At 68.9% G+C, this 24,102-nt stretch carries 22 protein-coding genes and 2 tRNA genes; 13 read left to right on the top strand and 11 right to left on the bottom strand.

Features of this window, described 5'->3' with window-relative positions:
* Positions 1 to 1,011, top strand: a 1,011-nt coding sequence (locus FHX39_RS19000; protein ID WP_183342160.1) for an NAD(P)/FAD-dependent oxidoreductase, incomplete at its 5' end; no start/stop codon positions are given.
* Positions 1,008 to 2,618 carry a glycoside hydrolase family 13 protein gene (locus FHX39_RS18995; protein WP_183342174.1) on the top strand — a complete coding sequence of 537 codons (1,611 nt, stop codon included), beginning with the start codon at positions 1,008 to 1,010 and terminating at the stop codon, positions 2,616 to 2,618. The genes FHX39_RS19000 and FHX39_RS18995, both read left to right, overlap by 4 nt.
* 4 nt (positions 2,619 to 2,622) lie before the next feature.
* On the opposite strand, the gene FHX39_RS18990 is transcribed toward FHX39_RS18995, so the two are convergent.
* From FHX39_RS18990 to FHX39_RS18960, 7 genes are all read right to left on the bottom strand, one after another.
* Positions 2,623 to 3,501: a glucose 1-dehydrogenase gene (locus FHX39_RS18990; protein ID WP_183342157.1), complete on the bottom strand. Its 879-nt coding sequence runs from the start codon at positions 3,499 to 3,501 to the stop codon at positions 2,623 to 2,625.
* 80 nt (positions 3,502 to 3,581) lie between these two features.
* On the bottom strand, positions 3,582 to 4,355 hold the full coding sequence (locus FHX39_RS18985) for a fructosamine kinase family protein (protein ID WP_183342172.1): 774 nt from the start codon (positions 4,353 to 4,355) through the stop codon (positions 3,582 to 3,584).
* A gap of 5 nt (positions 4,356 to 4,360) precedes the next feature.
* A complete protein-coding gene (locus FHX39_RS18980; protein WP_183342155.1) occupies positions 4,361 to 5,149 on the bottom strand; it encodes an anti-sigma factor in 789 nt (262 codons plus the stop codon).
* Positions 5,130 to 5,690 carry an RNA polymerase sigma factor gene (locus FHX39_RS18975; protein WP_183342153.1) on the bottom strand — a complete coding sequence of 187 codons (561 nt, stop codon included), beginning with the start codon at positions 5,688 to 5,690 and terminating at the stop codon, positions 5,130 to 5,132. The genes FHX39_RS18980 and FHX39_RS18975 overlap by 20 nt, the downstream gene beginning before the upstream one ends.
* 43 nt (positions 5,691 to 5,733) lie before the next feature.
* Positions 5,734 to 5,807 (bottom strand) — tRNA-Phe (locus FHX39_RS18970).
* Positions 5,808 to 5,872: 65 nt separating this feature from the next.
* Positions 5,873 to 5,946 (bottom strand) — tRNA-Asp (locus tag FHX39_RS18965).
* A gap of 116 nt (positions 5,947 to 6,062) precedes the next feature.
* A complete protein-coding gene (locus tag FHX39_RS18960) occupies positions 6,063 to 7,100 on the bottom strand; it encodes a LacI family DNA-binding transcriptional regulator (protein ID WP_183342151.1) in 1,038 nt (345 codons plus the stop codon).
* 170 nt (positions 7,101 to 7,270) lie between these two features.
* Between FHX39_RS18960 and FHX39_RS18955 the strand changes: the two genes are divergently transcribed.
* The 5 genes from FHX39_RS18955 (at position 7,271) to FHX39_RS18935 (ending at position 12,987) form a co-directional block, all read left to right on the top strand.
* Positions 7,271 to 8,155: a nucleoside hydrolase gene (locus FHX39_RS18955; protein WP_232531534.1), complete on the top strand. Its 885-nt coding sequence runs from the start codon at positions 7,271 to 7,273 to the stop codon at positions 8,153 to 8,155.
* An 80-nt stretch (positions 8,156 to 8,235) separates the two neighbouring features.
* On the top strand, positions 8,236 to 9,534 hold the full coding sequence (locus tag FHX39_RS18950) for an ABC transporter substrate-binding protein (RefSeq protein WP_183342147.1): 1,299 nt from the start codon (positions 8,236 to 8,238) through the stop codon (positions 9,532 to 9,534).
* Between the two features lie 6 nt (positions 9,535 to 9,540).
* A complete protein-coding gene (locus tag FHX39_RS18945) occupies positions 9,541 to 10,470 on the top strand; it encodes a carbohydrate ABC transporter permease (RefSeq protein ID WP_183342137.1) in 930 nt (309 codons plus the stop codon).
* Positions 10,467 to 11,369, top strand: a complete 903-nt coding sequence (locus tag FHX39_RS18940) for a carbohydrate ABC transporter permease (RefSeq protein ID WP_183342135.1) — start codon at positions 10,467 to 10,469, stop codon at positions 11,367 to 11,369. Before FHX39_RS18945 ends, FHX39_RS18940 begins: the two co-directional genes overlap by 4 nt.
* Before the next feature lie 37 nt (positions 11,370 to 11,406).
* Positions 11,407 to 12,987 carry an apiosidase-like domain-containing protein gene (locus FHX39_RS18935; RefSeq protein ID WP_183342133.1) on the top strand — a complete coding sequence of 527 codons (1,581 nt, stop codon included), beginning with the start codon at positions 11,407 to 11,409 and terminating at the stop codon, positions 12,985 to 12,987.
* On the opposite strand, the gene FHX39_RS18930 is transcribed toward FHX39_RS18935, so the two are convergent.
* Positions 12,988 to 14,064 (bottom strand): LacI family DNA-binding transcriptional regulator, encoded by a 1,077-nt coding sequence (locus FHX39_RS18930; RefSeq protein ID WP_183342131.1) that lies wholly within the window; start codon positions 14,062 to 14,064, stop codon positions 12,988 to 12,990.
* A gap of 85 nt (positions 14,065 to 14,149) precedes the next feature.
* On the opposite strand from FHX39_RS18930, the gene FHX39_RS18925 reads away from it, so the two are divergent.
* The 4 genes from FHX39_RS18925 (at position 14,150) to FHX39_RS18910 (ending at position 18,336) form a co-directional block, all read left to right on the top strand.
* On the top strand, positions 14,150 to 15,247 hold the full coding sequence (locus tag FHX39_RS18925; protein ID WP_232531530.1) for an ABC transporter substrate-binding protein: 1,098 nt from the start codon (positions 14,150 to 14,152) through the stop codon (positions 15,245 to 15,247).
* Positions 15,244 to 16,023 (top strand): ATP-binding cassette domain-containing protein, encoded by a 780-nt coding sequence (locus tag FHX39_RS18920; protein ID WP_332836981.1) that lies wholly within the window; start codon positions 15,244 to 15,246, stop codon positions 16,021 to 16,023. Before FHX39_RS18925 ends, FHX39_RS18920 begins: the two co-directional genes overlap by 4 nt.
* Entirely contained in the window at positions 16,020 to 17,255 is a 1,236-nt protein-coding gene (locus tag FHX39_RS18915; protein WP_183342127.1) for a sugar ABC transporter permease, read from the top strand. Before FHX39_RS18920 ends, FHX39_RS18915 begins: the two co-directional genes overlap by 4 nt.
* A 73-nt stretch (positions 17,256 to 17,328) precedes the next feature.
* Entirely contained in the window at positions 17,329 to 18,336 is a 1,008-nt protein-coding gene (locus FHX39_RS18910) for an NAD(P)-dependent alcohol dehydrogenase (protein WP_183342125.1), read from the top strand.
* A gap of 2,000 nt (positions 18,337 to 20,336) precedes the next feature.
* Here FHX39_RS18910 and FHX39_RS18905 read toward each other — a convergent pair.
* Entirely contained in the window at positions 20,337 to 21,182 is an 846-nt protein-coding gene (locus FHX39_RS18905) for a hypothetical protein (protein WP_183342123.1), read from the bottom strand.
* Between the two features lie 370 nt (positions 21,183 to 21,552).
* Here FHX39_RS18905 and FHX39_RS22460 point away from each other — a divergent pair, with 370 nt between their 5' ends.
* Together FHX39_RS22460 and FHX39_RS18900 are read left to right on the top strand one after the other, a co-directional pair.
* The gene (locus tag FHX39_RS22460) at positions 21,553 to 21,876 is read left to right on the top strand and encodes a hypothetical protein (RefSeq protein ID WP_408631507.1); all 324 of its coding nucleotides are present in this window, start codon (positions 21,553 to 21,555) and stop codon (positions 21,874 to 21,876) included.
* A complete protein-coding gene (locus tag FHX39_RS18900; RefSeq protein WP_332836980.1) occupies positions 21,770 to 23,332 on the top strand; it encodes a diadenylate cyclase in 1,563 nt (520 codons plus the stop codon). Before FHX39_RS22460 ends, FHX39_RS18900 begins: the two co-directional genes overlap by 107 nt.
* 137 nt (positions 23,333 to 23,469) lie before the next feature.
* Here the strand turns inward: FHX39_RS18900 and FHX39_RS18895 are convergent, their stop codons facing one another.
* On the bottom strand, positions 23,470 to 23,844 hold the full coding sequence (locus FHX39_RS18895) for a hypothetical protein (RefSeq protein WP_183342119.1): 375 nt from the start codon (positions 23,842 to 23,844) through the stop codon (positions 23,470 to 23,472).
* A 23-nt stretch (positions 23,845 to 23,867) separates the two neighbouring features.
* Positions 23,868 to 24,092, bottom strand: a complete 225-nt coding sequence (locus FHX39_RS18890) for a hypothetical protein (RefSeq protein ID WP_183342117.1) — start codon at positions 24,090 to 24,092, stop codon at positions 23,868 to 23,870.
* Between the last annotated feature and the right edge of the window lie 10 nt (positions 24,093 to 24,102).

Raw genomic sequence — 24,102 nt, 5'->3', positions numbered from 1 at the left:
TGTGGCGACGACGGCGTCAAGATCAGCTACGACTACCTGGTCCTCGCGACCGGCATCACGACCAACCACTTCGGTATCCCCGGGGCGGCTGAGTTCACCATGTCGATGTACACGCGGGCCGAGGCCCTGCGGGTGCGCGACACGATCTTCGGCAGCATGGAGATCATCGCGGGCCGGTCCGACCCCAACAGCGGTGGCTTCACCGTGCTGGTGGCCGGCGGCGGCGCGACCGGCGTCGAGATGGCCGGGCAGCTGGCCGAGCTCAAGCAGGAGGCGCTGCCCTCCACCTACCCCGAGCTCAACCCGGCGCAGGTCCACGTGATCCTCGTGGAGATGGCGCCCTACCTGCTCGCGCCCTTCGACGACTCGCTGCGCAAGTACGCCTTGGCCGAGCTGGTCAAGCGCGGCGTCGACGTGCGGCTCAACACCGCGATCTCCGAGGTCCACGCCGACTCGGTCGACTTCAAGGGCGGCGACTCCGTCCCCGTCGACCTGGTCATCTGGGCGGCCGGCGTCTCGGGCAACCCGGCGCTGCGCGAGTGGGGCATCCCGATCGGCCGTGGTGGCCGCGTGGAGGTCAACTCCGACCTGCGCGTCCTGGGCGAGGAGAACATCTTCGCGATCGGCGACGTCAGCCTGACCGTGGACACCCCGCTGCCGCAGCTCGCGCAGCCGGCGATCCAGACCGGCAAGTTCGCGGCCAAGCAGATCGCCCGGCTCCACCGCGGTGCGCCGACGGAGAAGTTCGAGTACCACAACAAGGGCACCATGGCCACGATCGGCCGCGGCGACGCCGTCCTGCAGACCCCGTTCGGGCTCAAGCTCAAGGGCGTCGTGGCCTGGCTCGGCTGGATCGGCCTGCACATCGTCTACATCCTGGGCGGGCGCAACCGGCTCCAGACCCTGCTCAGCCTCACGTCGCGCTACATCCTGCCGCGTCGCAGCAACACCATCGTGGGTGACGTCATGGAGACGCCGAAGCTTCGCGCGGGTGCTGTCGACCGCCGCTGACCACCACGCAGGGGAGCGCCGTCACCACGGGTGGTGACGGCGGCTGGTGGCGTACGGCCGTCGTCTACCAGGTCTACCCCCGCTCGTTCGCCGACACCGACGGCAACGGGCTCGGAGACCTGCCCGGGGTCACCGCCCACCTGGACGAGCTGGCGGCGCTGGGCGTGGACGCCGTCTGGCTGTCGCCGTTCTACCCGTCGCCGCAGGTCGACGGCGGCTACGACATCAGCGACCTCTGCGGCGTGGACCCCCTGCTCGGGAGCCTCGACGACGTCGACGTCCTCCTGACCCGCGCCCACGCCCTCGGGCTCCGCGTGATCGTCGACCTGGTGCCCAACCACACCTCGTCGGCGCACCCCTGGTTCCAGGCGGCCCTCGCCGCCGGTCCCGGCTCGCCGGAACGCGAGCGCTACCACTTCCGCGACGAGCCGACGGACTGGCAGTCGGTCTTCGGCGGGCCCGCGTGGACGCAGGTGCCCGACGGGCAGTGGTACCTCCACCTCTTCGACTCTGCGCAGCCCGACCTCAACTGGTCCTCGGAGCGAGTTCGGGCCGACTACGACGACGTCCTGCGCTTCTGGCTCGACCGCGGCGTCGACGGTTTCCGGATCGACGTCGGCCACGGGCTGGTCAAGGACCCGACCTTCCCGTCGTACCCCGGCTCCCCGCTGGCCTCGGGCGCCAAGCAGCAGGCGCCGTACTGGGACCAGGAGGGCGTGCACGACCTCCACCGCCACTGGCGCAGCCTCGCCGAGACGTACGCCGACCGCCCGCGGATGCTCTGCGGGGAGGTCAATGTCGGGGTCGACCGCGCGGTGCGCTACGTCCGGCCTGACGAGCTGCACCAGGTCTTCAACTGGCCGTTCCTGGTCACGCACTGGGAGCCGGCCGCCCTGCGGGCCGTCGTCGACGAGTCGATCGCCGCGTACGGCGGGGTCGGCGCCGCCCCGACCTGGGTGCTCGGCAACCACGACACCCTGCGGGCCGCGTCGCGCTTCGGCTACCCGGTCGGCGAGGCGCCCCGGCGGGTGGGGCCGCGTTCCGTGCAGCCGGACGTCGCTCTCGGCCTGCGGCGGGCCCGGGCGGCCGCCCTGCTCATGCTTGCGCTGCCCGGGTCGGCGTACGTCTACCAGGGCGACGAGCTCGGGCTGGGGGAGCACACCATGCTCGCCGACGCCGACCGGCAGGACCCGGCCTTCGCGCGGACGCAGGGTGTGGACCTCGGCCGGGACGGGTGCCGCGTGCCGATGCCCTGGGAGGCGGACGCGCCGGCCCTCGGCTTCTCCAGCGGGGAGCCGTGGCTGCCGCAGCCCGAGGCGTACGCCGCCCTCGCCCGCGACCGACAGCAGGCCGACCCGGCCTCGACCCTCGTGCTCTGGACGTCCGCGCTCCGGCTCCGCCGTGACCTCGGCCTCGGCGCCGGCGACCTGCGCTGGACCTCCGCGCCGGGGGAACGCGTCCTGACCTTCGACCGCAGCCCCGTCCACGTCACCGCCAACCTCGGCGACGCCGACGTCCGGCTCCCGCCCGACGCCGAGGTGCTGCTGAGCAGCGACCCCGACGCCGGACGCGACGTCCCGCCGGACACCACCGTCTGGTGGCGCTGACCCCTTACGGGGTCGGCATGCCGCCGTTGAGGTTGAGCGTCTCGCCGACGACGTAGCTCGACTCCGGCGAGGCGAGGTAGACGTACGCCGCCGCCATCTCGGCGGGCTGACCCATCCGGCCCAGCGGGGTGTCCTCGCCGAAGCTGTCGAGCGCCTCCGTCGGCTGACCGCCGGTGACCTGGAGCGGGGTCCACACCGGGCCCGGCGCGACGACGTTCACGCGGATCCCCTTGGGCGCGAGCTGCTGCGCCAGCGCCTTGCTGAACGTGTTGATCGCGCCCTTCGTCGACGCGTAGTCGACCAGGTGCGGGCTCGGGCTGTAGGCCTGCACCGAGGAGGTGTTGATGATGGCCGAGCCGGCCGGCAGGTGCGGCAGCGCCTCCTGGATCATCCAGAACATCGCGTAGACGTTCGTCTTGTAGGTCTGGTCGAACTGCTCCGACGTGATGTCGGCCAGGTCCTCGACGGCCTGCTGCTTGCCGGCCACGAGGACGAGGAGATCCAGTCCGCCGAGCTGCTCGACGGCGTCGGTGACGACCTTGCGGGCCGTCGCCTCGTCGGTCAGGTCGGCGGGGAGCTGGACGATCTTGCGACCGCTCTCGCTCACCGCGGCGACGACGTCGTCGGCGTCGCTCTGCTCGACCGGGAGGTAGTTGAGGGCGACGTCGGCACCCTCGCGCGCGAAGGCGATCGCGACGGCGCGGCCGATGCCGGAGTCCGCGCCGGTCACGAGCGCGCGACGGCCGACCAGCTTGGCGCTGCCGACGTACGAGCCCTCGCCGTGGTCGGCGGCGGGAGCGAGGTCCTCGGCGAGGCCGGGAGCCGGCTGCTTCTGCTTCTTCGGGTCGGACGGGTACTGCGTGACGGGGTTGATCAGGCTCATCGAGCGTCTCCAGGTTCTGGCGCCGCTCGGTCGTGCGGCACCAGACCCTTCTTACCCGGAGCGGCGAGGCCGACGCCGCCTCAGCGGTAGCGGAAGGCGACCGACGCCGCCTCGGACCCGTACGCGGGGCCGTGGCTCACCGCGTGCACGAGGAGCGGGTGCAGCTGGTGGAGCCCGATCAGGTCGCGCCAACCCGGGTCGAGGCCCGCCACTTCCGCGTACGCCGCGTCGATCCGGTCGAGGCCGGGGACGCCGAAGAGGTGCAGCATCGCGAGGTCGGTCAGGCCGTGCCCGCCGTGCGCGGCGGGGTCGATCATGACGACGCCGTTCGGGGTGAAGATCACGTTGCCCGACCAGAGGTCGCCGTGGATCCGCGCGGGCGGCCGGTCGTCGTCGAAGTCCCCCGCCCGCAGTCGGCTTGCCACGCGCTCGACGGCGGCCAGGGCGGCCGCGGACAGGTGGTCGACCGCGTGCGCCTCCCGGGCGTACGGGAGCACGCGCTGCTCGGCGTAGAACGTTCCCCAGTGCGGGGTGGGCCGCATCGACATGCGCTGCCGCCCGATGAAGCCGTCACCCTCCCAGCCGGCCGGCGGTGCGCCGAACGCCGGTGCGCCGGCCGCGTGCGTCCGGGCCAGGGCCCGCCCGAAGGCCTCGGCGGCCTCCGGGGTCGGACGGGCGAGGTCGAGGTGGTCGAGGACGATCCGCTTCGGCTCGACAGACTGCACGCCCACGACGGCGGCACCGTCGGGTGCGTCGGCGAGCCAGCGCAGACTGGCCGCCTCGACGGCGAAGAAGTCGGGCGGCGTGCTGACCGAGCCGTGCTTGACGTACGGCTCGGGCTCCTGGCCCGGCAGACCGGTCAGACGTTCAGGCGGCCGCGGACGACCGAGACGTCGGAGTGGGCCGGGTCGCTGTCACCTGCCGGTTCCAGCGAGACGTCCACGATCGGGTGCGTCGCAAGGTCCATGGAGGCCGGGACGGGGAAGCGCACGGTGGTCGAGCTCGTCATCGTGCCCATCGCGACCATGTCCTGGGCCCGGGTGTCGCTCAACCAGACCTCGAGCGTGCCGTCGACCCGCATGCTCGGCGGGAGGTCCATGTTGACCACCAGGGTGCGCTCGCCGTCGCCGCTGTCCTCGATCGCCGCGGTGCCGTTGGCCCCCGACCACCGGGGGAGCGCGTTGAGCTGGGTCCGGGCGCTGACCTCGACGGCCGGCTCGACCAGGCCCTTCAGGAAATAGCCCCCGGTGACGCCGACGACGAGGGCGGTGACGGCGGCCACCGCGAGCGTGGCACGGCGCCGGCGGACCGGGCGTCGACGGCCGGCGAGCTCGTCGGTGGAACCCGAGATCACCGCGACCGGAGCCTGCGGGGCGGGCGCGGAGGACGGGGGCTCGAGGAGGCCGACCGCCGTGTGCGTCGTCGTCCGTCCCTCGTGGAGGTGCTCGACGACCTGGGACCAGACGCGCTGGTCCGGTGCGGTCAGGCGGTCCTCGGGGCCGAGCGAGCGGCCGACGGCCACGACCTGCTGCAGCGCCTCGATCTCGGCGAAGCAGGCGCGGCACTCGCCGACGTGCCGGAGGGTGTCCGACTCCACGTCCTCGCCGAGCGCGATGAGCGCCAGCGAGTCAGGAGTCGGATGAGCCATCGTAGGACTCCTCCAGTCTCCGGCGGATCTTGATCAGGCTGCGGCGGATGTGGCTCTTGACGGTGCCGGGCGGGAGCTGGAGCCGCTCGGCGATCTGCATGTGGGTCAGGTCCTCGTAGAAGGCGAGGCGGAGAACCTTCTGCGGCATCTCGTCGAGGCGGGCGATCTCGTCGGCGACGATCAACCGCTCCGCCACGTCGAGTGGTTCGCGGGGAGTGTCGTAGTTGGACGCCACCTGGTCGGTGATCCTGCGCTGGCGGGCGCGGCCCTGGTGGGCGTCGACGATCTTGTTGCGGGTGATGCCCATCAACCAGGCGGAGAGGCTCGCGCGCTCCGGCTTGTAGTTGTGGCGCTTGTCCCAGGCGGCGAGGAACACCTTCTGCGTGACGTCCTCGGCCTCGGTGACCTCACCGAGCGAGCGCAGGCAGACGCTGTAGACGAGGGCCGAGTAGCGCTTGTAGACCTGCTCGAGCGCGGGCTCGTCCCCGTCGAGGAACGCAGCCACCAGGGCGTCGCGGTCTTCGTCTGGCGCGAGTGTCACGCGTGCGGTTCCTCCCGAAGCGGTTGAGAACCGCGACTGTACGTGGCCAGGGCCGGGTTCGAACCGGCGACCTTTCACTTTTCAGGCGAACGCTGCTACCAGCTGAGCTACCTGGCCCTCGGTCAGGCGGATGCCTGACCCGCCGCGGCACCAGACCGGGTGGGTCTGCTGCCGCCTCTACGCGACCCCGACGGGACTCGAACCCGCGACCTCCGCCGTGACAGGGCGGCGCGCTAACCAACTGCGCTACGGGGCCTCATGGCCCTGAACGCCCTTCCGGGCGCCCGCAGAACTATAGCGCAGGGGAGGGGTGCTGCCGAACCAGGAAAAAACGCTGGTTCCGGCCGTCCCCGGTCCCGGCCCGCCGGTGGGTCAGGTGGACGGGGGAGCGGCCGTGGACGCGCGCACGACCAGCTCGGGCTCGACCGAGTCGTAGACGCCCGGCTCTCCGGTGACCAGCTGGGTCTGAAGCATCCGGAACGCCTCGCCGCCGAGCCGGCGGAAGTCGAGCCTGATCGTGGTCAGCGGGGGCGTGAAGTACGCGGCCGCCGGCATGTCGTCCAGGCCGACGACCGAGAAGTCGCGCGGGGCCTGGAACCCGAGGACGCCCATCCCGCTCATGAACCCGAGGGCGATCTCGTCGTTCGCGCAGAAGGCCGCGGTGAACTCACCGGGCGACCCGAGCGCGCGGGCGGCGGCGAATCCGGCCTGTGGCGACCAGTCGTGCGCCAGCTCGAGCACGGTCGGCTCCAGGCCGGCGGCGGCCATGGCGTCGGAGTACCCGCGGATCCGCTCGTGGGCGTCGATCCGTCCCGGAGGGCCCGCCACGTGGACGATCCGGGTGTGCCCGAGACCGAGGAGGTGGTCGGTCGCCGTGCGCGCAGCCGCGTGCGCGTGGATGCTGGCCACAGAGGCCGGCGACCCCGGCCGGTCCGAGACCGTGACCATCGGCGTGACGCCCATCCGGTCGTGCAGCGCGTCCTCGATGCCCGCGTACGGCGTGACCACGACGACCCCGTCCACGGGGATCGACAGCAGGTGCTCCAGGCTCTGCACCACCTCGTCGACCCAGGTGTCGTCGCGCCAGTCGACGTCCATCTGACTGATGGTGAGGGTCATGCCCACCGCGTGCGCGGCGATCCCGAGCCCGGTCAGGATCTCGGCGCTGCCGTAGTTGATCGGGCCCATCGAGAGCACGCCGACCATGTTCGTCTGCTGGGTCCGGAAGCGGCGCGCGGACTGGTTGCGCCGGTAGCCGAGGTCGTCGACGGCCGCGGTGATGCGCTCGCGCGTCTCCTCCCGGACGTAGCCGACGCCGGTGAAGTAGCGCGAAACGGTCTGGGTGGAGACCTGGGCGAGGCGGGCCACGTCGGCCATGCTCGGGCGCCCGGCGGGGGTCGTGGTGGTCATCGGCTCCTCGCTCGGCTCGCTCCGGAAGAAGCCTTGACGCTCTCACGGCTCGGCGGTAGGTTACCGGTCACCTAGACAAGTTATCGATAACTTGTCGGCTGCCACAGCGCGATCGACTCGCGCCGCGGCGGCCCGACTGGACCATGCACCGCCGCATGAGAGGGCAGCAGATGCCGCAACGCCGCCGGGTGATCGTCGACACCGACGCCAAGAACGAGGCCGACGACCAGTACGCGATCGTCCACGCCCTGCTGTCCCCGACCCTCGACGTTCGGGGGATCGTGCCCGCCCACTTCGGGACCGAGCGCAGCGCCACCTCGATGCTCGACTCGCGCGCCGAGGTCGACCTGCTGCTGCAGCTGATGGGCCTCGAGGGCTCGGTGACCGTCGCGAACGGGGCCGAGCGGGGGATCGCCGACGAGTCGACGCCCGCGCCGTCCGCCGGCGCCGACCTGATCGTCGCGGAGAGCCGGCTCTCGTCGGCCGAGGACCCGTTGTTCGTCGCGTTCCTCGGGCCGCTGACCGACATGGCGACCGCCATCCTCACCGACCCCGAGATCGTGCACCGCGACGTCGTCGTGGTCTGGATCGGCGGCATGGGGCACGACGTCGACTGGTCGTACGACGGCATCGAGTTCAACCTCCGCAACGACATCGCGGCCGCGAACGTCGTCTTCGGCTCGGGCATCACGGTCTGGCAGATCCCGGCCACCGTCTACACGATGGTGTCGGTCGGCTACGCCGAGCTGGAGGAGCGGATCGGGGGCACCAGCAAGCTCGCCGACTACCTGATCGAGCAGCTCGTCGAGTTCAACGACGCCCACCACCCGGAGCCGATCGAGTCCCGCTCGCTGGGCGACTCCCCGGCGATCTCGGTGATCCTCAACCCCCGCGGCGGCGTCTCGCGCACCGTGCCAGCCCCCCGCTTCGGCAGCCAGGGCGGCTACCTGCCGGGGTCGGGCCACCCGGTCCGCGTCTTCGACACCGTCGACGTGCGGTACCTGCTCGAGGACATGTTCGCCAAGCTGTGCCGCTTCGGTCGCACGCAGGCCTGACCGCCCGACTCACCGCACCACCGGCGTGGCGGCACCCGCCGCAGCCGTCTCGCAGAAGCTTTCAGACGAAGGAGTTTGAGATGACCGGATCCTGGACACGCCGAGGGTTCCTCGGGCTGTCGGCCGCTGCGCTCGCGGCGGGGACCGCCGCCTGCACCGGGGCTACGGCCCCAAGCGGCGGCAGCAACGCGGGCAAGACCCCCACCTCGAACAACCTGCGGCTGTTCACGTACGAGGACGACACGACGATCGGCAACCTGAAGACCGCGGTGGCCGCCTTCGACGCCCAGAACGGCACCACGACGCGGGTCGACAGCCTCCCCGGGTCCGGCGCGGCGGTCTACCCGGACAAGCTACGTGCCGAGCTGCTCGGCGGGTCCGGTCCTGACGTCTGGCGCATCTGGGGCGGCCAGATCGGCGCCCCGTTCGTCAAGGCGCAGCAGGCCATGGACCTTGCGCCGTACTACCAGCAGTACGGCTGGGACAGCAAGATCAACACGAACGCGATCGCGGGCATGACGTTCAACGGCACGAAGGCCGGCGTCCCGATCGTCGTCGCCGCCATCGGGGCCTGGTACTCCAAGGCCGCCATGGAGAAGGCGGGCATCTCCTCCACGCCCAAGAGCTACGCCGAGCTCGAGGAGATGAACGACAAGCTCGTCGCCTCCGGGACCACCCCGGTCACGCTCGGCGGCAAGTACGGCTGGGACATCATGCGGCTCTTCGAGTACCTCCTCGAGGTCTCGGCCGGGCCCGACCTGCACGACAAGCTGCTCACCGGCGCCGAGTCGTGGGACCGCCCCGAGGTGGTCACCGCCTTCACGAACTTCAAGAAGTGGCAGGACAAGAAGTGGCTGCCGAATGGCGCCCTGGGTCTGGACCCGAGCGACGTCGAGCCCGACTACGTCACCGGCAAGGCCGCCTACACGCTGACCGGCACCTGGACCGAGGCGCAGGCCATCCAGTCGGCGAAGAAGAGCTCGAGCGACTTCGGCACGTTCCAGCTGCCGACCGGTCACACGCCCGAGCGGCACTCCGGCTTCGTCGAGGGCTACATGATCGGCGCGCGGTCGGGCAACCCGGACAAGGCGGCCGCCCTGCTCGACTACCTGCTCAAGCCCGACCTGCAGGCCACGCTGCAGATCACCTCCTCGACCGTGACGGGGGCCGAGCCGGACAAGACCAAGCTGCCGCTGTCGTACGAGTGGACCGAGATCAACAAGACGAGCCCCTTCTACACGATCCAGGACCAGGCCTTCCCCAAGCAGCAGGCGGACCAGTACTTCTCCGTCCAGAGCGACGTGCTGCAGGGCAAGATGTCGCCGGCCGACGCGGCCAAGCAGATGCAGACCGTCGTGTCCGCCATGGCCAAGCAGTAGGCATCCGTGGCCACCGCCACCGCGGTCCGCGTCAGCGCGCCGGCACCCGCCGGCGCGCCGCGGAAGAAGAGGTACGGGGGGCTCACCCCCTGGTTGTTCGCCATCCCGGCCCTGGCCGTCTACGCGACGTTCCTCGTCTACCCGGCGCTGACGTCGCTGTTCTTCAGCTTCACGAACTGGGACGGGCTGAGCCCGGGCTACGACATCGTCGGCGTCGACAACTACGTGAAGATGACGCAGGACCCGGTCGTCCGGCAGGCGCTGCTGAACAACCTGATCTGGACCGTCGTCACGATCGTCGTCCCGGTGATCATCGGCCTCGCCCTGGCCACCCTGCTCAACGGCAAGGTGCGGGGCAAGACGGCGCTGCGGCTGCTCTTCTACACGCCGTGCGTCCTGCCGCTGGTCTCGATCGCCTCCATCTGGGGGTGGCTCTACAACCCTGACTCCGGCGTGATCAACGAGGTCCTGCGCACCGTCGGCCTGGGCAACCTCGCCCAGCCGTGGCTCGGCCAGGACTCGACGGCGCTGTGGGCGGTCATGGTCCCCGCGGTCTGGCTGCGCACCGGCTTCCCGATGCTGCTCTACCTGGCGGCGCTGCAGGGGATCCCGGACGAGCTGTACGAGGCGGCCACCGTCGACGGGGCCACCAAGTCGCAGCAGTTCTGGCACATCACGATGCCGAGCCTGCGGCCCGCGCACTACATCGTGCTGGCGCTGTCGCTGATCGACTCGTTCAAGGTCTTCGACATGATCTACGCGATGACCTACGGCGGTCCGGGCACAGCCACGCAGGTGATGGGGACGTGGATGTACGCCAACGTCTTCCAGTACTACCAAGCCGGCTACGGCACCGCCATCGCCGTCGTGATCACGGTCATCGCGGTCGCGGTGAGCATCCCCTACGTGCTCTCCCAGACGAAGGAGCACACATGAGCGCCTCAGGGCTCGCGGCCGCGGCCGCCCTGCCCGACGCCGTCGTTGCCGGTCAGGACCCGCTCGCGCGGGGGCCTCGGCCGCGCGGCGGGATCGTGCTGACGATCGTCATCGCCGTGGTGGCGCTGTTCTGGATCTCGCCGCTGCTGCTGCTCGTGACCACGGGACTGCGACCGCTCTCCGACTTCGTCGCGAACGGTCCCCTGTCGTGGCCCTCGGAGCTGACGTGGCAGAACTTCCGCGACGCCTGGGCGATCGGCAAGTTCGACGACACCTACCGCAACAGCGCGTTCCTGCTCGTGGTCAAGGTGCCGCTCGGCGTGCTGCTGTCGGCGATGCTCGCCTTCGCGCTGTCCAAGCTCAAGATCAGGTTCCGGCGGACGATCATGTTCGCCGTCTTTCTGGGGCTCACGATCCCTATCTACATCACGATCGTGCCGGTCTTCATCATGCTGCGCAGCGCCGGTCTGACGGACAACGTGCTCGGCCTGATCGGGCCGTACCTGGCCTTCGGCATCCCGCTCGAGGTGCTGATCCTCCAGTCGTTCTTCCGCCAGATCCCCGACTCGATCGTCGAGTCGGCGCGCATCGACGGGGCGTCGGAGTGGCGGATCTTCTTCACCATCGTCATCCCGCTGTCGGCGCCGGCGTTGATCACGGTCGCGATCCTCGACGCCGTGGCCACGTGGAACGAGTTCCTGTTCGCGCTGATCATCCTCAGCTCGGACACGAACAAGACCATCCCGGTCGGCCTGCTGAGCTTTCAGGGCCAGTTCTCCAACAACAACACGGGCCTGGCCGCCGGCATCCTCATCGCCGTCGTGCCGATCCTCATCGCGTACGCGCTCCTGCAGCGCTGGATCGTCGGAGGGCTGACCGCGGGTGCCGAGAAGGGCTGACCGCGTGCCGCCCTCTGCCGTAGCCCGAGGAGAGACGATGCGCGCACCGCAGTGGCAGGAGGTCGAGGTCGTCCTCGACGGCCCCGGACCGACGACCGGCACCGCACGTCCGTACGTCGACGTCGAGGCCTGGGTCGACCTCGTCCACGAGGGCGGGCGGACGATCCGGCGGCCGGTGTTCTGGGACGGCGGCATCACCTACCGGGTGCGGTTCGCGTCCACGGAAGGTGCCGGGACCTGGCGGTGGGCCGTGCACGCGGCTTCGCCCGACCACCGCTTCGTTCCGTCCGAGGGCGAGCTCGAGGCCGCGCCGGCCGTCGAGAGCAGCGCGCACCCCGGGTTGCGGCACGGGTTCGCCACGATCCCGTCCGGGTCGCGCGGGATGGTCCACGCCGACGGGACGCCGGCCTTCATGGTCGTCGATACGGCCTGGGCGCTGCCCTTTCGCGCGACGGTGGAGGACGTCACGACGTACGCGGCCGACCGCGCGGCCAAGCACTTCACCACCGTCTTCCTCATGGCGGTGCAGCCGGACATGGACGCGCGCGGACCGCGGGGCCGGGGTGTGGACGGTGGCTTCGACGTCGCGTTCGAGGACCTGCCGCAGGGACGCCTCGAGCAGATCGACGTCGACTACTGGCAGTACTTCGACCGCCTCAGCGCGATCCTCGTCGACCACGGCCTGACGCCGGCGCTGGCCCCGGTGTTCCAGGGCTTCGGCTGGAAGGGCCTGCGCACCGCAGGGCCCGTCGTCGGGGCGGAGGACTACGCGCGGTTCTGCCGCTACCTCGTCGCGCGGTACGGCGCCCGGCCCACGGTCTTCCTCGTCGGTGCGGACGGGACAGGGGAGGAGCGGGCGATCGGGGCCGGCGGGCGCGAGATCGAGGCCTGGGACGCGTACGAGCACCCCGTCGGGCTCCACTACCGGCCGCACTCGACCAACCGCGCGCACCAGGACGCGCAGTGGCTCGACTTCCAGTCGTGCCAGAGCGGCCACGACGGGGACCACACGCCCGACCGGCTCGCGACCATGTGGGGGCACCGGCCCGTCAAGGCCATCATGAACGGCGAGCCCACGTACGAGAGGTCCGGTCGCCCCGACAAGGCCACGGGCTGGTGGCAGGGCCACGAGGCGTGGTCGAACGTCTGCGCCGGCGGGCTGCTCGGCGTCGCGTACGGCGCGGGCAGCCTGTGGCAATGGCGCCTCTCGCCCTCCGAGGAGGGGCACGCCTCGTTCTTCCTCGCCGAGGACGCCGGCTGGCGCGAGGCGCTCGACTTCGAGGGCAGCCGGTACGTGGGCCTGGTCGGCCACATCCTGCGCGGCCTGCCCCTGCAGGACGCGGAGCCCTGCTGGGACGTGGTGCTGCGCAGCCGCGGTCTGCTGGCGCCGGGGAGGTTCTTCCTCTCCTACGCCGAGCACGGCGGCCCCTGGCACTTCCTCGACGCTGACGGCCGGATCGGCGACCGCTACTGGGTCATCGACCCGATGACCGGCCTACTCGTCGACTCAGGCACCCGCCCGCGGAACTCGGGCTCCATCCCGGGAGAGCCGGAGCGGCCCGCGATCCTCATCTGTGCGGACGAGCCAACCCCCGTGGTCGCGGCGCAGCTCGGCTGATCAGCGCGTCGGTCCTCGTGGAGGGCGTTCAGATGCGTCCGGCGGCGGGCCGGTGGACGCCCTGACCATGAGCTCGGGGCGGCGCAGCAGATGGCGCTCCTCGGGTCGGTCGCCCTCCAGCTCGCGCAGCAGCAGGTCGGCGGCGTCCACCCCCATCTGTGCGTGCGGCCGGGCCAGGGACGTGAGCGGCACCGACAGCTGGGCGGTGAAGGGGATGTCGTCGTAGCCGGCCAGTGACATCTCGTCGGGGACGCGGACCCCGGCGGCCAGCAGGCTCTGCAGGATGCCGAAGGCCAGCAGGTCGACGGCGGCCGCGACGGCGGTCGGGCGCTCGGCCGCGCTGCGGGTCGCGAGCTGCCGCCCCACCACGAGGCCTCCCTCGATGGTCAGGGGCGCCGGGAGCACCTCCAGGTCGAGGACGCCCCGCTCGCGCAGGGCCTGGGCGAAGCCCTCGAAGCGCGACCGCACGGGACGGGCGAAGTCCGGGTCGCCGACGAAGGCGATGCGCCGGTGCCCGAGGCCGGCGAGGTGCTCGGCGACGAGCCGGCCGCCGAGGACGTCGTCGACGGCGATCGACATCGTGTCGCCGCCCTGGTCCGCGCGGTCCACGACCACCATCGGGACGCCGACGTTGGTCGGGAGCATCGCCTGGCCGTCGGCATGGTCGTTGGGGATGACGATGAGGCCGGCGACCCGCCGGGCGGCGTACTCCTGCAGGTAGCGCTGCTCGCGGTCGGTGTCGCGAGCGGTGTTGGACATCAGCACGGTCCAGGGCCCGAGCGCGGTGCGCTCCTCGACGCCGCGCGCCACCTCCGTGAAGCTCGGGTTCCACGCGTCGAGCAGCATCAGCCCGATCGTCGTCGAGTAGCCGGCGCGCAGGTGGCGGGCGGCCTCGTCCCGGACGAAGCCGAGCTCGGCGATCGCGGCCTCGACCCGGGCACGAGTGTCGGGACGAACCCGCTCGGGGTGGTTCAGGACGTGGGAGACGGTGCCGTGCGAGACGTTCGCGCGCGCTGCGACATCCGCCCGGCTGATTCGCCGAGGTCCTCGCGCACCGCCGGGCGGGGGTCTTGACACGAGCCAAAGCCTCCCACTACTTTCCATCGCAGTCGAGGTTTGACACGAGTCATTCCTCAGTCAACGCCGACTTGGAGGACTTTCCATGACGATGCCGTCGAAGAAGTGGACCGGAGCCCTGCTGGCGGGCGCAGTGGCCGCCCTCAGCCTCACCGGGTGCACGACCAGCGCGTCGCCCGAGGGCAGCAGCAGCGGGGGAGCGAGCGGGCCGGCAGGCTCGACCGTCGCCTTCCTCATGCCCGACACGGGTTCCACCCGCTACGAGCTCCACGACCGTCCGGGCTTCGAGAGCAAGCTCAAGGAGCTCTGCCCGGACTGCAAGCCGCTCTACAACAACGCCGACTCCAGCGTCGACAAGCAGCAGCAGCAGTTCAACTCGGCCATCGCGCAGGGCGCGAAGGTCATCGTGCTCGACCCGGTCGACTCCGCGGCGGCGGTGTCGCTGGTGAACAGCGCCCAGTCGCAGGGCGTCAAGGTCATCGCGTACGACCGCCCGATCCCCGACGCGAAGGTCGACTTCTACGTCTCCTTCGACAACGAGGGCATCGGCAAGGCGATCGGCGACTCGCTGGTGAAGAAGGTCAAGGAGGGCTCGGTGCCCAGCGGGGGTGGCCTGCTGCTGGTGAACGGCTCGCCGACCGACGCGGCCGCGGGCCTGATCAAGAAGGGCGTGCACGAAGCGGTCGACAGCAGCGGGGTCTCGGTGCTGGCCGAGTACGACACGATCGACTGGAAGCCGGAGAACGCCCAGAAGTGGGTGGCCGGCCAGATCTCCCGCTTCGGCGCGGACAAGATCGCCGGCGTCGTCGCCGCGAACGACGGCACGGGCGGCGGCACGATCGCCGCCTTCAAGTCCGCCGGGGGCAGCGTCCCGCCCGTGTCGGGCAACGACGCGACGGTGGCCGGCCTGCAGCTGATCATCGCGGGCGACCAGTACAACACCATCAGCAAGCCGAGCGAGATCGTCGGCGGTGCGGCTGCGCAGGCGGCGGTCGACCTGCTCAGCGGCAAGGCGCCGGAGACCACGGGCGACGTGTTCGGGTCGCCGACCAAGCTGTTCACCCCGACGCTCGTCACGCAGGACAACCTGAAGAGCGAGATCGTCGACAAGGGCATCACCCCGGCATCCGAGCTGTGCACCAGCGAGTACGCCGCGGCCTGCGCGAAGCTGAGCATCCAGTGAGCGCTGCAGCCCCCGCGACCGCGGGTCCACCGCCGACGGGCTCCGGGCACCCCCTGCTCTCGCTGTCGGGGATCAGCAAGAGCTTCGGCGCCGTCCAGGCCCTGACCGACATCGACCTGCAGGTCGACGCAGGAGAGGTCGTCGCGCTCGTCGGAGACAACGGCGCGGGCAAGTCGACGCTGGTGAAGGTGCTGGCGGGCGTGCACCAGCCGAGCTCGGGCACCTTCCTCTTCGACGGCAAGCCGGTGCACCTGGCCGACCCCTCGGCCGCCATCGACCTCGGGATCGCCACCGTGTTCCAGGACCTCGCGCTCTGCGAGAACCTCAGCGTGGTCGACAACCTCTTCCTGGGGCGCGAGCTCTCGCCCTTCGCCCTGGACGAGACCACCATGGAGGTGAGGTCGTGGGAGCTGCTGCGCCAGCTCTCGGCCAAGATCCCGACCGTCCGGATCCCGATCGCGTCGTTGTCGGGCGGGCAGCGCCAGACCGTCGCGATCGCCCGGTCGCTGCTCGGCGACCCGCGGATCATCATGCTCGACGAGCCCACGGCAGCCCTCGGTGTCGCTCAGACGGCCGAGGTGCTCAGCATGATCCGCCGCGTCAGCGAGCGCGGCCTCGGAGTGGTCGTGATCAGCCACAACATGGAGGACGTCCGCAAGGTCGCCGACCGGGTCGTCGTGCTGCGTCTCGGCCGCAACAACGGCGTCTTCGACGCCCGCACGGTCACCACGGCGCGGCTCGTCGGCGCCATCACGGGAGCGGAGGACGACCAGTGAGCACCAACACGGCGCTCGACCGCACGGACGAACGACTCAGCGACAGCAGCGGGGCGCGTGGCGTCGTCAGCTCTTCCTTGAGGAACATCCGGGACGGAGACCTCGGCTTCCTCCCGGTCGTCATCGGTCTGGTGATCATCGCGGTGATCTTCCAGATCCTGAACCCGGTGTTCCTGTCGAGCGTCAACCTCGTGAACCTGACGCTGGACTCGGCCGCGGTCGGCGTGATCGCCCTGGGCATCGTGTTCGTGCTGCTGGTCGGTGAGATCGACCTCTCGGTGGGGTCCGTCAGCGGGTTCTCCGCCGCCATCACGGCCGTGCTGTTCGTCCGGCACGGCCTCAACCTCGGGCTGGCGGTGCTCGTCGCCTGCCTGGTGGCCTGCGCGATCGGGCTGCTCTACGGGGTCCTGCTGACCAAGTTCGGGATGCCGAGCTTCGTCGCCTCCCTCTCGGGACTGCTGGCCTTCCTCGGTCTGCAGCTCGCCATCCTGGGCGACCAGGGCTCGATCAACCTGCCGTTCGACTCGGCCCTGGTGCAGTTCGCCCAGCTCGCATTCCTGCCGGCACCGGTCTCGTACGCCTTGGGTGCGGTGTTCGCCGCCGGCTTCCTACTGGCCCGGCTCGGCGTGCGACGTCGCCGCACGCGGGCCAACCTGTCCGCTCCGCCGCTCGGCGTCGTGGTCGGCGGGGCGGTGCTGCTGCTGATCGCACTCGAGTTCGTGTTCTGGTATCTGAACCGGGCACGTGGTGTGGGCTGGATGCTGGTCTTCTTCCTGATCCTGGTGCTCGTCGCGAACTACGCGATCACCCGGACGAAGTGGGGCCGCTCGTTGCTGGCGGTCGGAGGCAACCGCGAGGCGGCCCGTCGGTCCGGTATCAACGTGTCGTTCATCTACTGGTCGGCATTCGTGCTCACCGCGCTGCTGGCCAGCGTCGGCGGTCTGCTCTCGGCCGGGCGGCTCGCCTCGGCCAACCTCAGCAGCGGCACGGGTGACGTCAACCTGAACGCGATCGCGGCGGCCGTCATCGGCGGCACCAGCTTGTTCGGCGGCCGGGGCAGCGCGTTCTCGGCGTTGCTCGGCACCCTGGTCATCTCCGCGATCGCCAACGGGCTGACGTTGCTGAACCTCGAGTCGTCCTACCGCTTCGTGATCACCGGTGTGGTGCTGGCCGTCGCGGTCGGCATCGACTCCCTGGCTCGGCGCAGCCGGGCCAGCCACGGACGCGCCTGACCACCCATCACCCGAGGACGGGCCGGTGCGCTGCTCGGTGCGCCGGCCCGTCCGGTTCGAAGAGGAGCCCACCATGTCCAACCGCGCCGCCGTCATGCCCGAGCTGCACCGCATCGAGATCCGCGAGGTCCCCGACCCTGTTCCGCTGCCCCAGCAGGCCGTCGTCCGGGTCGAGGCAGTCGGGGTCTGTGGCTCCGACACCGCCTACTACAAGGTCGGGCGGATCGGCGACTACGTCGTCGACGGGCCGATCGTCCTGGGGCACGAGGTCGCCGGCCAGGTCGTCGAGGTCGGCGCTGACGTCACGAACGTCGAGGTCGGCGACCGGGTCGCGATCGAGCCCGGCACCCCCTGCCGGAACTGCGCCCAGTGCTTCGCCGGGCGCTACCACCTCTGCCCCGACCTCGTCTTCCTCGCCACGCCGCCCTACGACGGTGCGCTGATGGAGAAGATGGCGATCGACGCCCGCAACCTGCACCGGCTGCCGGACGCGATGACCTTCGAGCAGGGTGCCCTGGCTGAACCGCTGTCGGTCGGCATCTGGGGCTGCAAGCGCGCCGGTCTCGAGGCCGGCGACGAGGTGCTGGTCACCGGCGCCGGTCCCGTCGGGCTGCTGGCGGCCGCCGCTGCGCGGGCCTTCGGAGCCCTGTCGGTCACGGTGACCGACGTGTCCGCGTTCCGGCTGGACCTCGCCCGCTCCATGGGTTTCGAGACCGAGCACTCCGACGAGCCGGGGTCGAAGGCCTTCGACGTGCTGCTCGAGTGCTCGGGAGCGCCCGGCGTCCTTGGTCGCGGACTGCGTCGCCTCCGCCCGGCGGGGCGCGCGGCGATGATCGGGATGTCGAAGGAGGAGGCCATCGCCCTGCCCCTGTCGCAGCTCAACGTCAACGAGCTCACCATCAGTCTGGTCAACCGCTACCAGAACACCTGGCCACTGGCGATCGCCCTGATCTCGTCGGGCCGGGTCGACGTGGAACCGCTGATCACCCACCACTTCCCGCTCGCGCAGACCGAGGACGCGTTGCTGCTCGCCAGCACCGTGCCCGACTCCGTCAAGGCGGTCATCCACCCGCAGCGGTGATCGTCAGCCAGTTGCACCGCCGACCTGCGGGTGGCGGTGAAGTCCTTCACTCGATCAACGACTTGACGGGCGCCGTGGATCAACGCCGCTGGCGGCCGGCCACCCGCGAGACGAGAAGGAACTCCTCGAGAGAGGCGAAATCCCGCTTGGGACCCCCAACGGGATTCGAACCCGTGCTGCCGCCTTGAAAGCGCGCCCAGGGCGTATTTTTGATGTCTGGCGACGTCTGTCGAAAGCCGCCGAATGTGGTTATGACTAGGAACGATACCCGGATCGGGTCTGTCGACATTTGTCGAACGTCGGCGGCGTTTTTCGACCTCGTGTGCCCAAAAAGTGCCCAGGCCGCCCCCGGGGCATCGGTAATCGAACAATTCGATGCTGGCACAGGACCAAGCGCTCTGTCGCTATCCCGGCCAGTTTGCGTGCCGGCCACCCGGCGACCTTGGAGACGGGCGGGCGTTCGGTGAAGTTAGGTCGTTCCCCTTCAGGGGGAACGTTCCTCGAGCCCGCATCCAGCGCTCCCTTGCAAGATGACCCGCGAGCAGCGTTGCGCGCTATCACTGTGCCGGGCGTGGCCAACTACCGACGGTTGCTGCTCTCGTCGTCGCGTTGCCGGTAGGCGATCGCCGCGCAGACGGCATCCAGAGGTCCGGTCAGGACCTCGCCTTCGAGCCGGCCGTTGCGCACGTCGGCGGCGAGCCGCTCGAGATGGTTGGCCCACGCCTCGCTGCTGCCCGGGTACGTGGCGACGAATCGGTCGACCTTGACGACGGCTGCGCGGCCAGCACGGGCCGCCCGCTCCTGTTCCCAGGCCCGGTGGCGACAGTTCGCCGAGCAGAACCGGGGGAGGGGTCCGCGCCTCTTCACTGGCGTGGACGAACCGCACCACAGGCACTCAACGCGTTGCCCGGGCAGCCGGACGCCGGCAGAAGTTGAGTCGCGGTCGGCTCGGTCGCTCGCCGCAGCAGGTCCAAGGAGCGGAGCCGCATCGCGCGGCCCGAGGGGTACGGGGGTCTCGACCGATGCCACCGCGTCGGCCAGTCGTTGCTCCGCCTTCGATCGGTCAAGTTCACGGCGCCGCGCCCGCTCTCGGTCAAGCCCTGCTCGACCAGGCTTCTTCCTCGTCACGGACACCTCCGCGCCCTAAGGGCTGTCCGCCAGGCGCGACGCTCAAACCTGTAGCAACGAGTTCACACACCTCTTGCACTCTGGCTAGCGATCTATCAGCAGAGCGTTTTCGCCGTGTGCACGGGAGCTGCCGCAACACTGTTCTGGTGTTGCCAAGGGCCTGCTAGGACGTTCGGCATCCGTGCTCGCGCGGTTAGGAGACGGGCCGAGTCGCATCGCCAAGCCGTGCGCTTCGTCGGCTCAGCGGAGCCGTGCTGGCGACGGTGACGGTGCCGGTGCCAGCTCCGGTCGATTGGCTCTACTCCCCCCGCCCCTCGAGCCAAGTTCCCCTGGGCCGTGGGTGTTCAGCACTCGCGAGCCCGGGCTGCTGGTGGCCGGCGCATCCGAAGTGCAAGAGGTGTGTGAACTCGTTGCTACGGGTTCGACGGCATCTTTTGAGGCGAGCACGCGAGCCTCGTCTGAGGTGAACCGTTGCCGCAGCAGGGCACGCGCGGTGGACACGCCTCGGTGTCTCGAGCGGCGAGGTGCTCGTCGAGGAGCGCAGGCGGGGACAACGGGTTGGCGTCCATCAGAGCAGCGGCCTGCAACTGGCAACGCGTCCGCTGGGGACCTTGACGCCTGTTGCAGCAGGGCCGCGCGCACGCGGATCGTCACCATAGACGACCATCATCCGAAACACCCGTTCAGATGGCGTGCCGGTGCCGCTCGAACACGTCGAATCAGCAACTTCGACGACCACGGGCGGCATATGGCCTTGTCAGCAAGAGGCTGTCATGTAGTCATAAGCGGCCGCCGGCCAATCGGTCGGGAGTTTGGCGGATCGACATCGGTCGCAGAGGAAGCAGCAGCGGACGAGCAATCCAGCGCCGGGTCTAGTAGAAGGTCACGGTCTGGGAGGACTCCCGCGTCTCGTCCGCTTCTGTCCAACGCAGCTTGAGGGTGACCTTGTCGCTGACACCAGCGTAGGTGATCGTCGCGACGTCGAAGCTCCCGCCGTTGGGCGCGACGGTGAAGGGGCCATCACCGCCCCAGGTCGTGGGTGCCGAACCGTCAGGTCCAGGGTCGAGCTCGAAGGTGAGGTTCTCAGCGAGGGCGTCGCCGTCGTTCACGAAGTGCAGGCGCTCGTGCCTCGTGGTCATCTTTCCTCGTGCGTCAGGCTCACGGTCGTAGACGTAGTTCACACGGAAGGAGGCGCCGCGCGGTGCTCGAGTTCCCGTTGAGTTGGCGACGTCGAAGACCTTGAGGTCGTACTCGATGACGGACTTGATCTGCTGGTTTAGCGACCCCGGGGTGTCATAGGAGCTGTAAAGGGACTGCTTGCTCATCTCTTTCTTGAAGGCGTCGAGGGCTGCCAGCTGGTCGCGGTCGTGGTCGTGCGGGATCGGCATGGAGCCGAAGAAGACGTGAACTGGCTTGCCGGCGGCGGAGCTGGCGGCTAGCTCCTCAGCGGTGCCCGAGACCGCCCTCGGGGTGGGGCGGCCGAGGGTGGCGTGGAAGATGCCGATGACGATATCGACGTCATCCACCAGTTGCGAGTTGATTACGCTCTGGCCGTCGGTTCCGGTTACCAGCGGAACGGCGTTCGTCTCCCAGCGTCGGGGCAGAAGGATGGCTCCGGAAGTTTCTGCTCGGTCACCGTTCCACTCGTGCAGCGCACGTTCTGCCTCGTCACGAAGCGCTCGCGTGTCGCCTGGCGATGCGATCAACACCTTGAGCACGGTTGAAGGAAACGTCATGTCGATCAGTCTTCCTGGTGGTCGTGGAGCCCATGGCTGCGGTTCGCGTAGATTAGCCGAGCACTGACGCTGCGTCGCTCTGCATCCCTGTCGGGCGACCGAAGGTGGTGGTCGACCACGCCGCAGCGTCGCAACTATGACCTCCACCGAAACTGACCAAGGAGCAAGAAGCTCAAGGTCGGTAGTACGGACAAGGTGACCGCTTCTCGACGTCGGGGTCGAGCTACCAATCCTCGCTCAGCCACCCTCGTCAAGCATGCGGCGGATAGAAAATCGTCCTGTGCGATCAGCGCGTCAGCGCCGGAGCGACATCGTGACGCCTAGAATCGGATAACGATGAAGTAGGAGCGAAATGTCAATAATTAACCAGTTTATGTGGGGGTTTCAGCCCCATTTTCGCGTGGACTTTGAGGCAGTAGCCAACGAGTCGCTCAACTCAATCGGCGTGATCGTGGCTCCCATGGTGTTACTTGTCGGGTTCGCGGAGGAGCCGACCGAGCAGCCCATATGTGTAGAACCGGAGAACGCCGGGATCGCACCTGAGATCCTCGCCGGATGCATGACCGCTGGTGACGCAGCTTACGAAAGTCACGAGAATCGCAATATACCACGAGAATCGCAATATACTCAGTACCGATGCTGGTTCTCACGACCGTTACCATGCTGGCCTGCTTGATGAGTGTCGAGCTGCGGCCGTTGCAAGAGCGTTGAACTCAGACGCCGCTCACGATTTCCGGCGATGGTTTGTTGGTTACTCGGAAAGGGTAGGGCGCTATCGGGTCTACCCAGTCATAGGCGTCATAGGCAGCAGGTGGGATGCCCTCCCAACACTTTCACTTCGAGAATACGATCACCGGATCAAGATGTATCTGTCTCTTCAAGAGGCAGTAATCCACGAACTTCTTCAGAGCGCCTCCTTCGCACTTTCCATATCCGAGCAGCCACAGGGGTTGTTGCGTAATGACCGCACCGAAGTAGTCCGACGAGCATCAGGCGAGTTCGTTCGCCAACTTGTCTATTTTAAAGGTGCTTACTGGGGCGGCGACCCGTATTCAGCGATGAACCTCGTTGCCGCGCAGCCGTATGAGGGACGCACCGGAGTTGGAACCATGCTGGTGGGCGCCGAGTCTGACTACTTGCTCAAACTTAAGTTTGAAAGTCCAATCAGACTCAGTGAGACTCGGGCGTTACGCAAGGCTCTCGAGATGACTGACCCCGACCTTCAGCTCATAACGAACGGACATGTCGCTCTCGGCCTAGGCACTCTTGTCGACGGCTATGCGGCCGAACGCGAGTCGGCTTTTCTCCTGCGCGTGATCGGCCGAGGCTCGTGGGAGTTAGAACATGCTGGAGTAGCGCTGTTGGTGGTAACCGATGGCCATGCTTCGGTTCCGCGGGAGCGCTTAGCCCGAGACGCATTCGAAGACGCAGTCGAGCGACTCTTTGGAGATGAAGCCGATGTCGGGCTACTTTGGGATCTGGCACTAACTGCATCTAATCAGGCGCATGGAACGATGCTGGTGGTCCATGCTGATGCGCCGGCGGAGGCCATTCGTCTCTCTCCCCCAGCAATGCAGGCCGTACCTGATCTGCTAACCAAATCGACACTTCTGGCGGTCTCTGCAATTGACGGCGCGATCATCGTCGACCCCAGCGGCCTGTGTCATGCCATTGGCGCGATCCTCGATGGCCGCGCAGTACCGGGCTTGGGGGACGCTAGTCGAGGGGCACGCTTCAACTCGGCACACCGCTATTTGGAAGAGGCTGGCGGGAGATGCCTCATCATCGTTGTCAGCGAGGACGGGATGCTTAACCTTATCCCAGCCCTACCTCGCCGCCTGAAGAGGTCTCTCGTCGAGAGCGTCTTGTTGGAGGTCGAGTCGCTCTCCCGCGCGCCCGTAGACTTCGAAGCTTTTCACAAGCGCGAAGATCACTTGCGGTCGCTCGCGTTCTATTTAACTCCTGGTCAGTGCCTTCGCGCGAACGACTCCCGCGAGCGGGTCGAGCAGTTCCGTGAAGAATCATTCGTATCGCACGACGGCCTCGGTGGCATCACACGCGTCGGGTATTCGCAATTCAAGCCAGACAGCCGTCTCAACGAGACGTTCTTCCTTCCAGAGGACAAAGTTTAGGCACAATTGCCCGCGACTTACCAAACGTCTGACTTCCATACAAGTAGTGGATGTGGGTAGTTCGCGGGTTGAAAGGCCAAGGGCTGGATGCGTGCTCGGCAAGATGTCTCTGCGCGAAACCAATCTCGCACTCGTGCTCAGCGGCGGGGTATCTCTCGTGTGCAGAAGCAGGCGGTGCCGTCCGGGCGCTGCCAGCGGACCGTGACGACACGATCGGAGGTCGTTGGGCCAGCGTCGACCCGACGAAACTCGCCGGGGTCGATCACATCGATGGTGTCTGCGTGCAGGCGCCCGCCAGCGTGCGGCCCCCACTCGAGTTGGACGTTGCGCCCGGCCTCGTCACCGGTGTTGTGGAGCTCGGCGGTGGCGGTGCTCAACGGTCGGAAGGTCCAGTCCGCCAGCTTGGCCTCAGCTTCGGCTCGCTGCTGCCGGCGGAACTGGCGTCTGGCGACGATGTCTCCGCTGACCGCTCCGCCGAGGAGCCCGAGGACGGCGGAGACACCTGCGGTCACCAGATCTGACCAGTCCATCTGGATCAGGCCTCGCGCAGCTCGATGGTGGTGGTCAGGCTGTTGGCCTGGGCCAGCGCGGCCTGGATCTCGTCGCGGGCGAGCTGGCGGTCGTGGTCGCTGCCGTTGGACCGGACCACGAGACCGGTGCCGGCGAGCCGGCGGTCCAGCCACGCGCCGCGTGCGGGTGGGATCAGGCTGAGCAGGTAGTCGGGCGAGCAGTCTTCTGGAATCTGGCACTGCAGTAACATCAGGTTCTCC

The organism is Microlunatus antarcticus (genome assembly GCF_014193425.1).
In the GTDB taxonomy this organism is placed as follows: Bacteria; Actinomycetota; Actinomycetes; order Propionibacteriales; family Propionibacteriaceae; genus Microlunatus; species Microlunatus antarcticus.
Note: the sequence above shows the minus strand (reverse complement) of the source record. Positions and strands in the feature narration are given on the sequence as shown.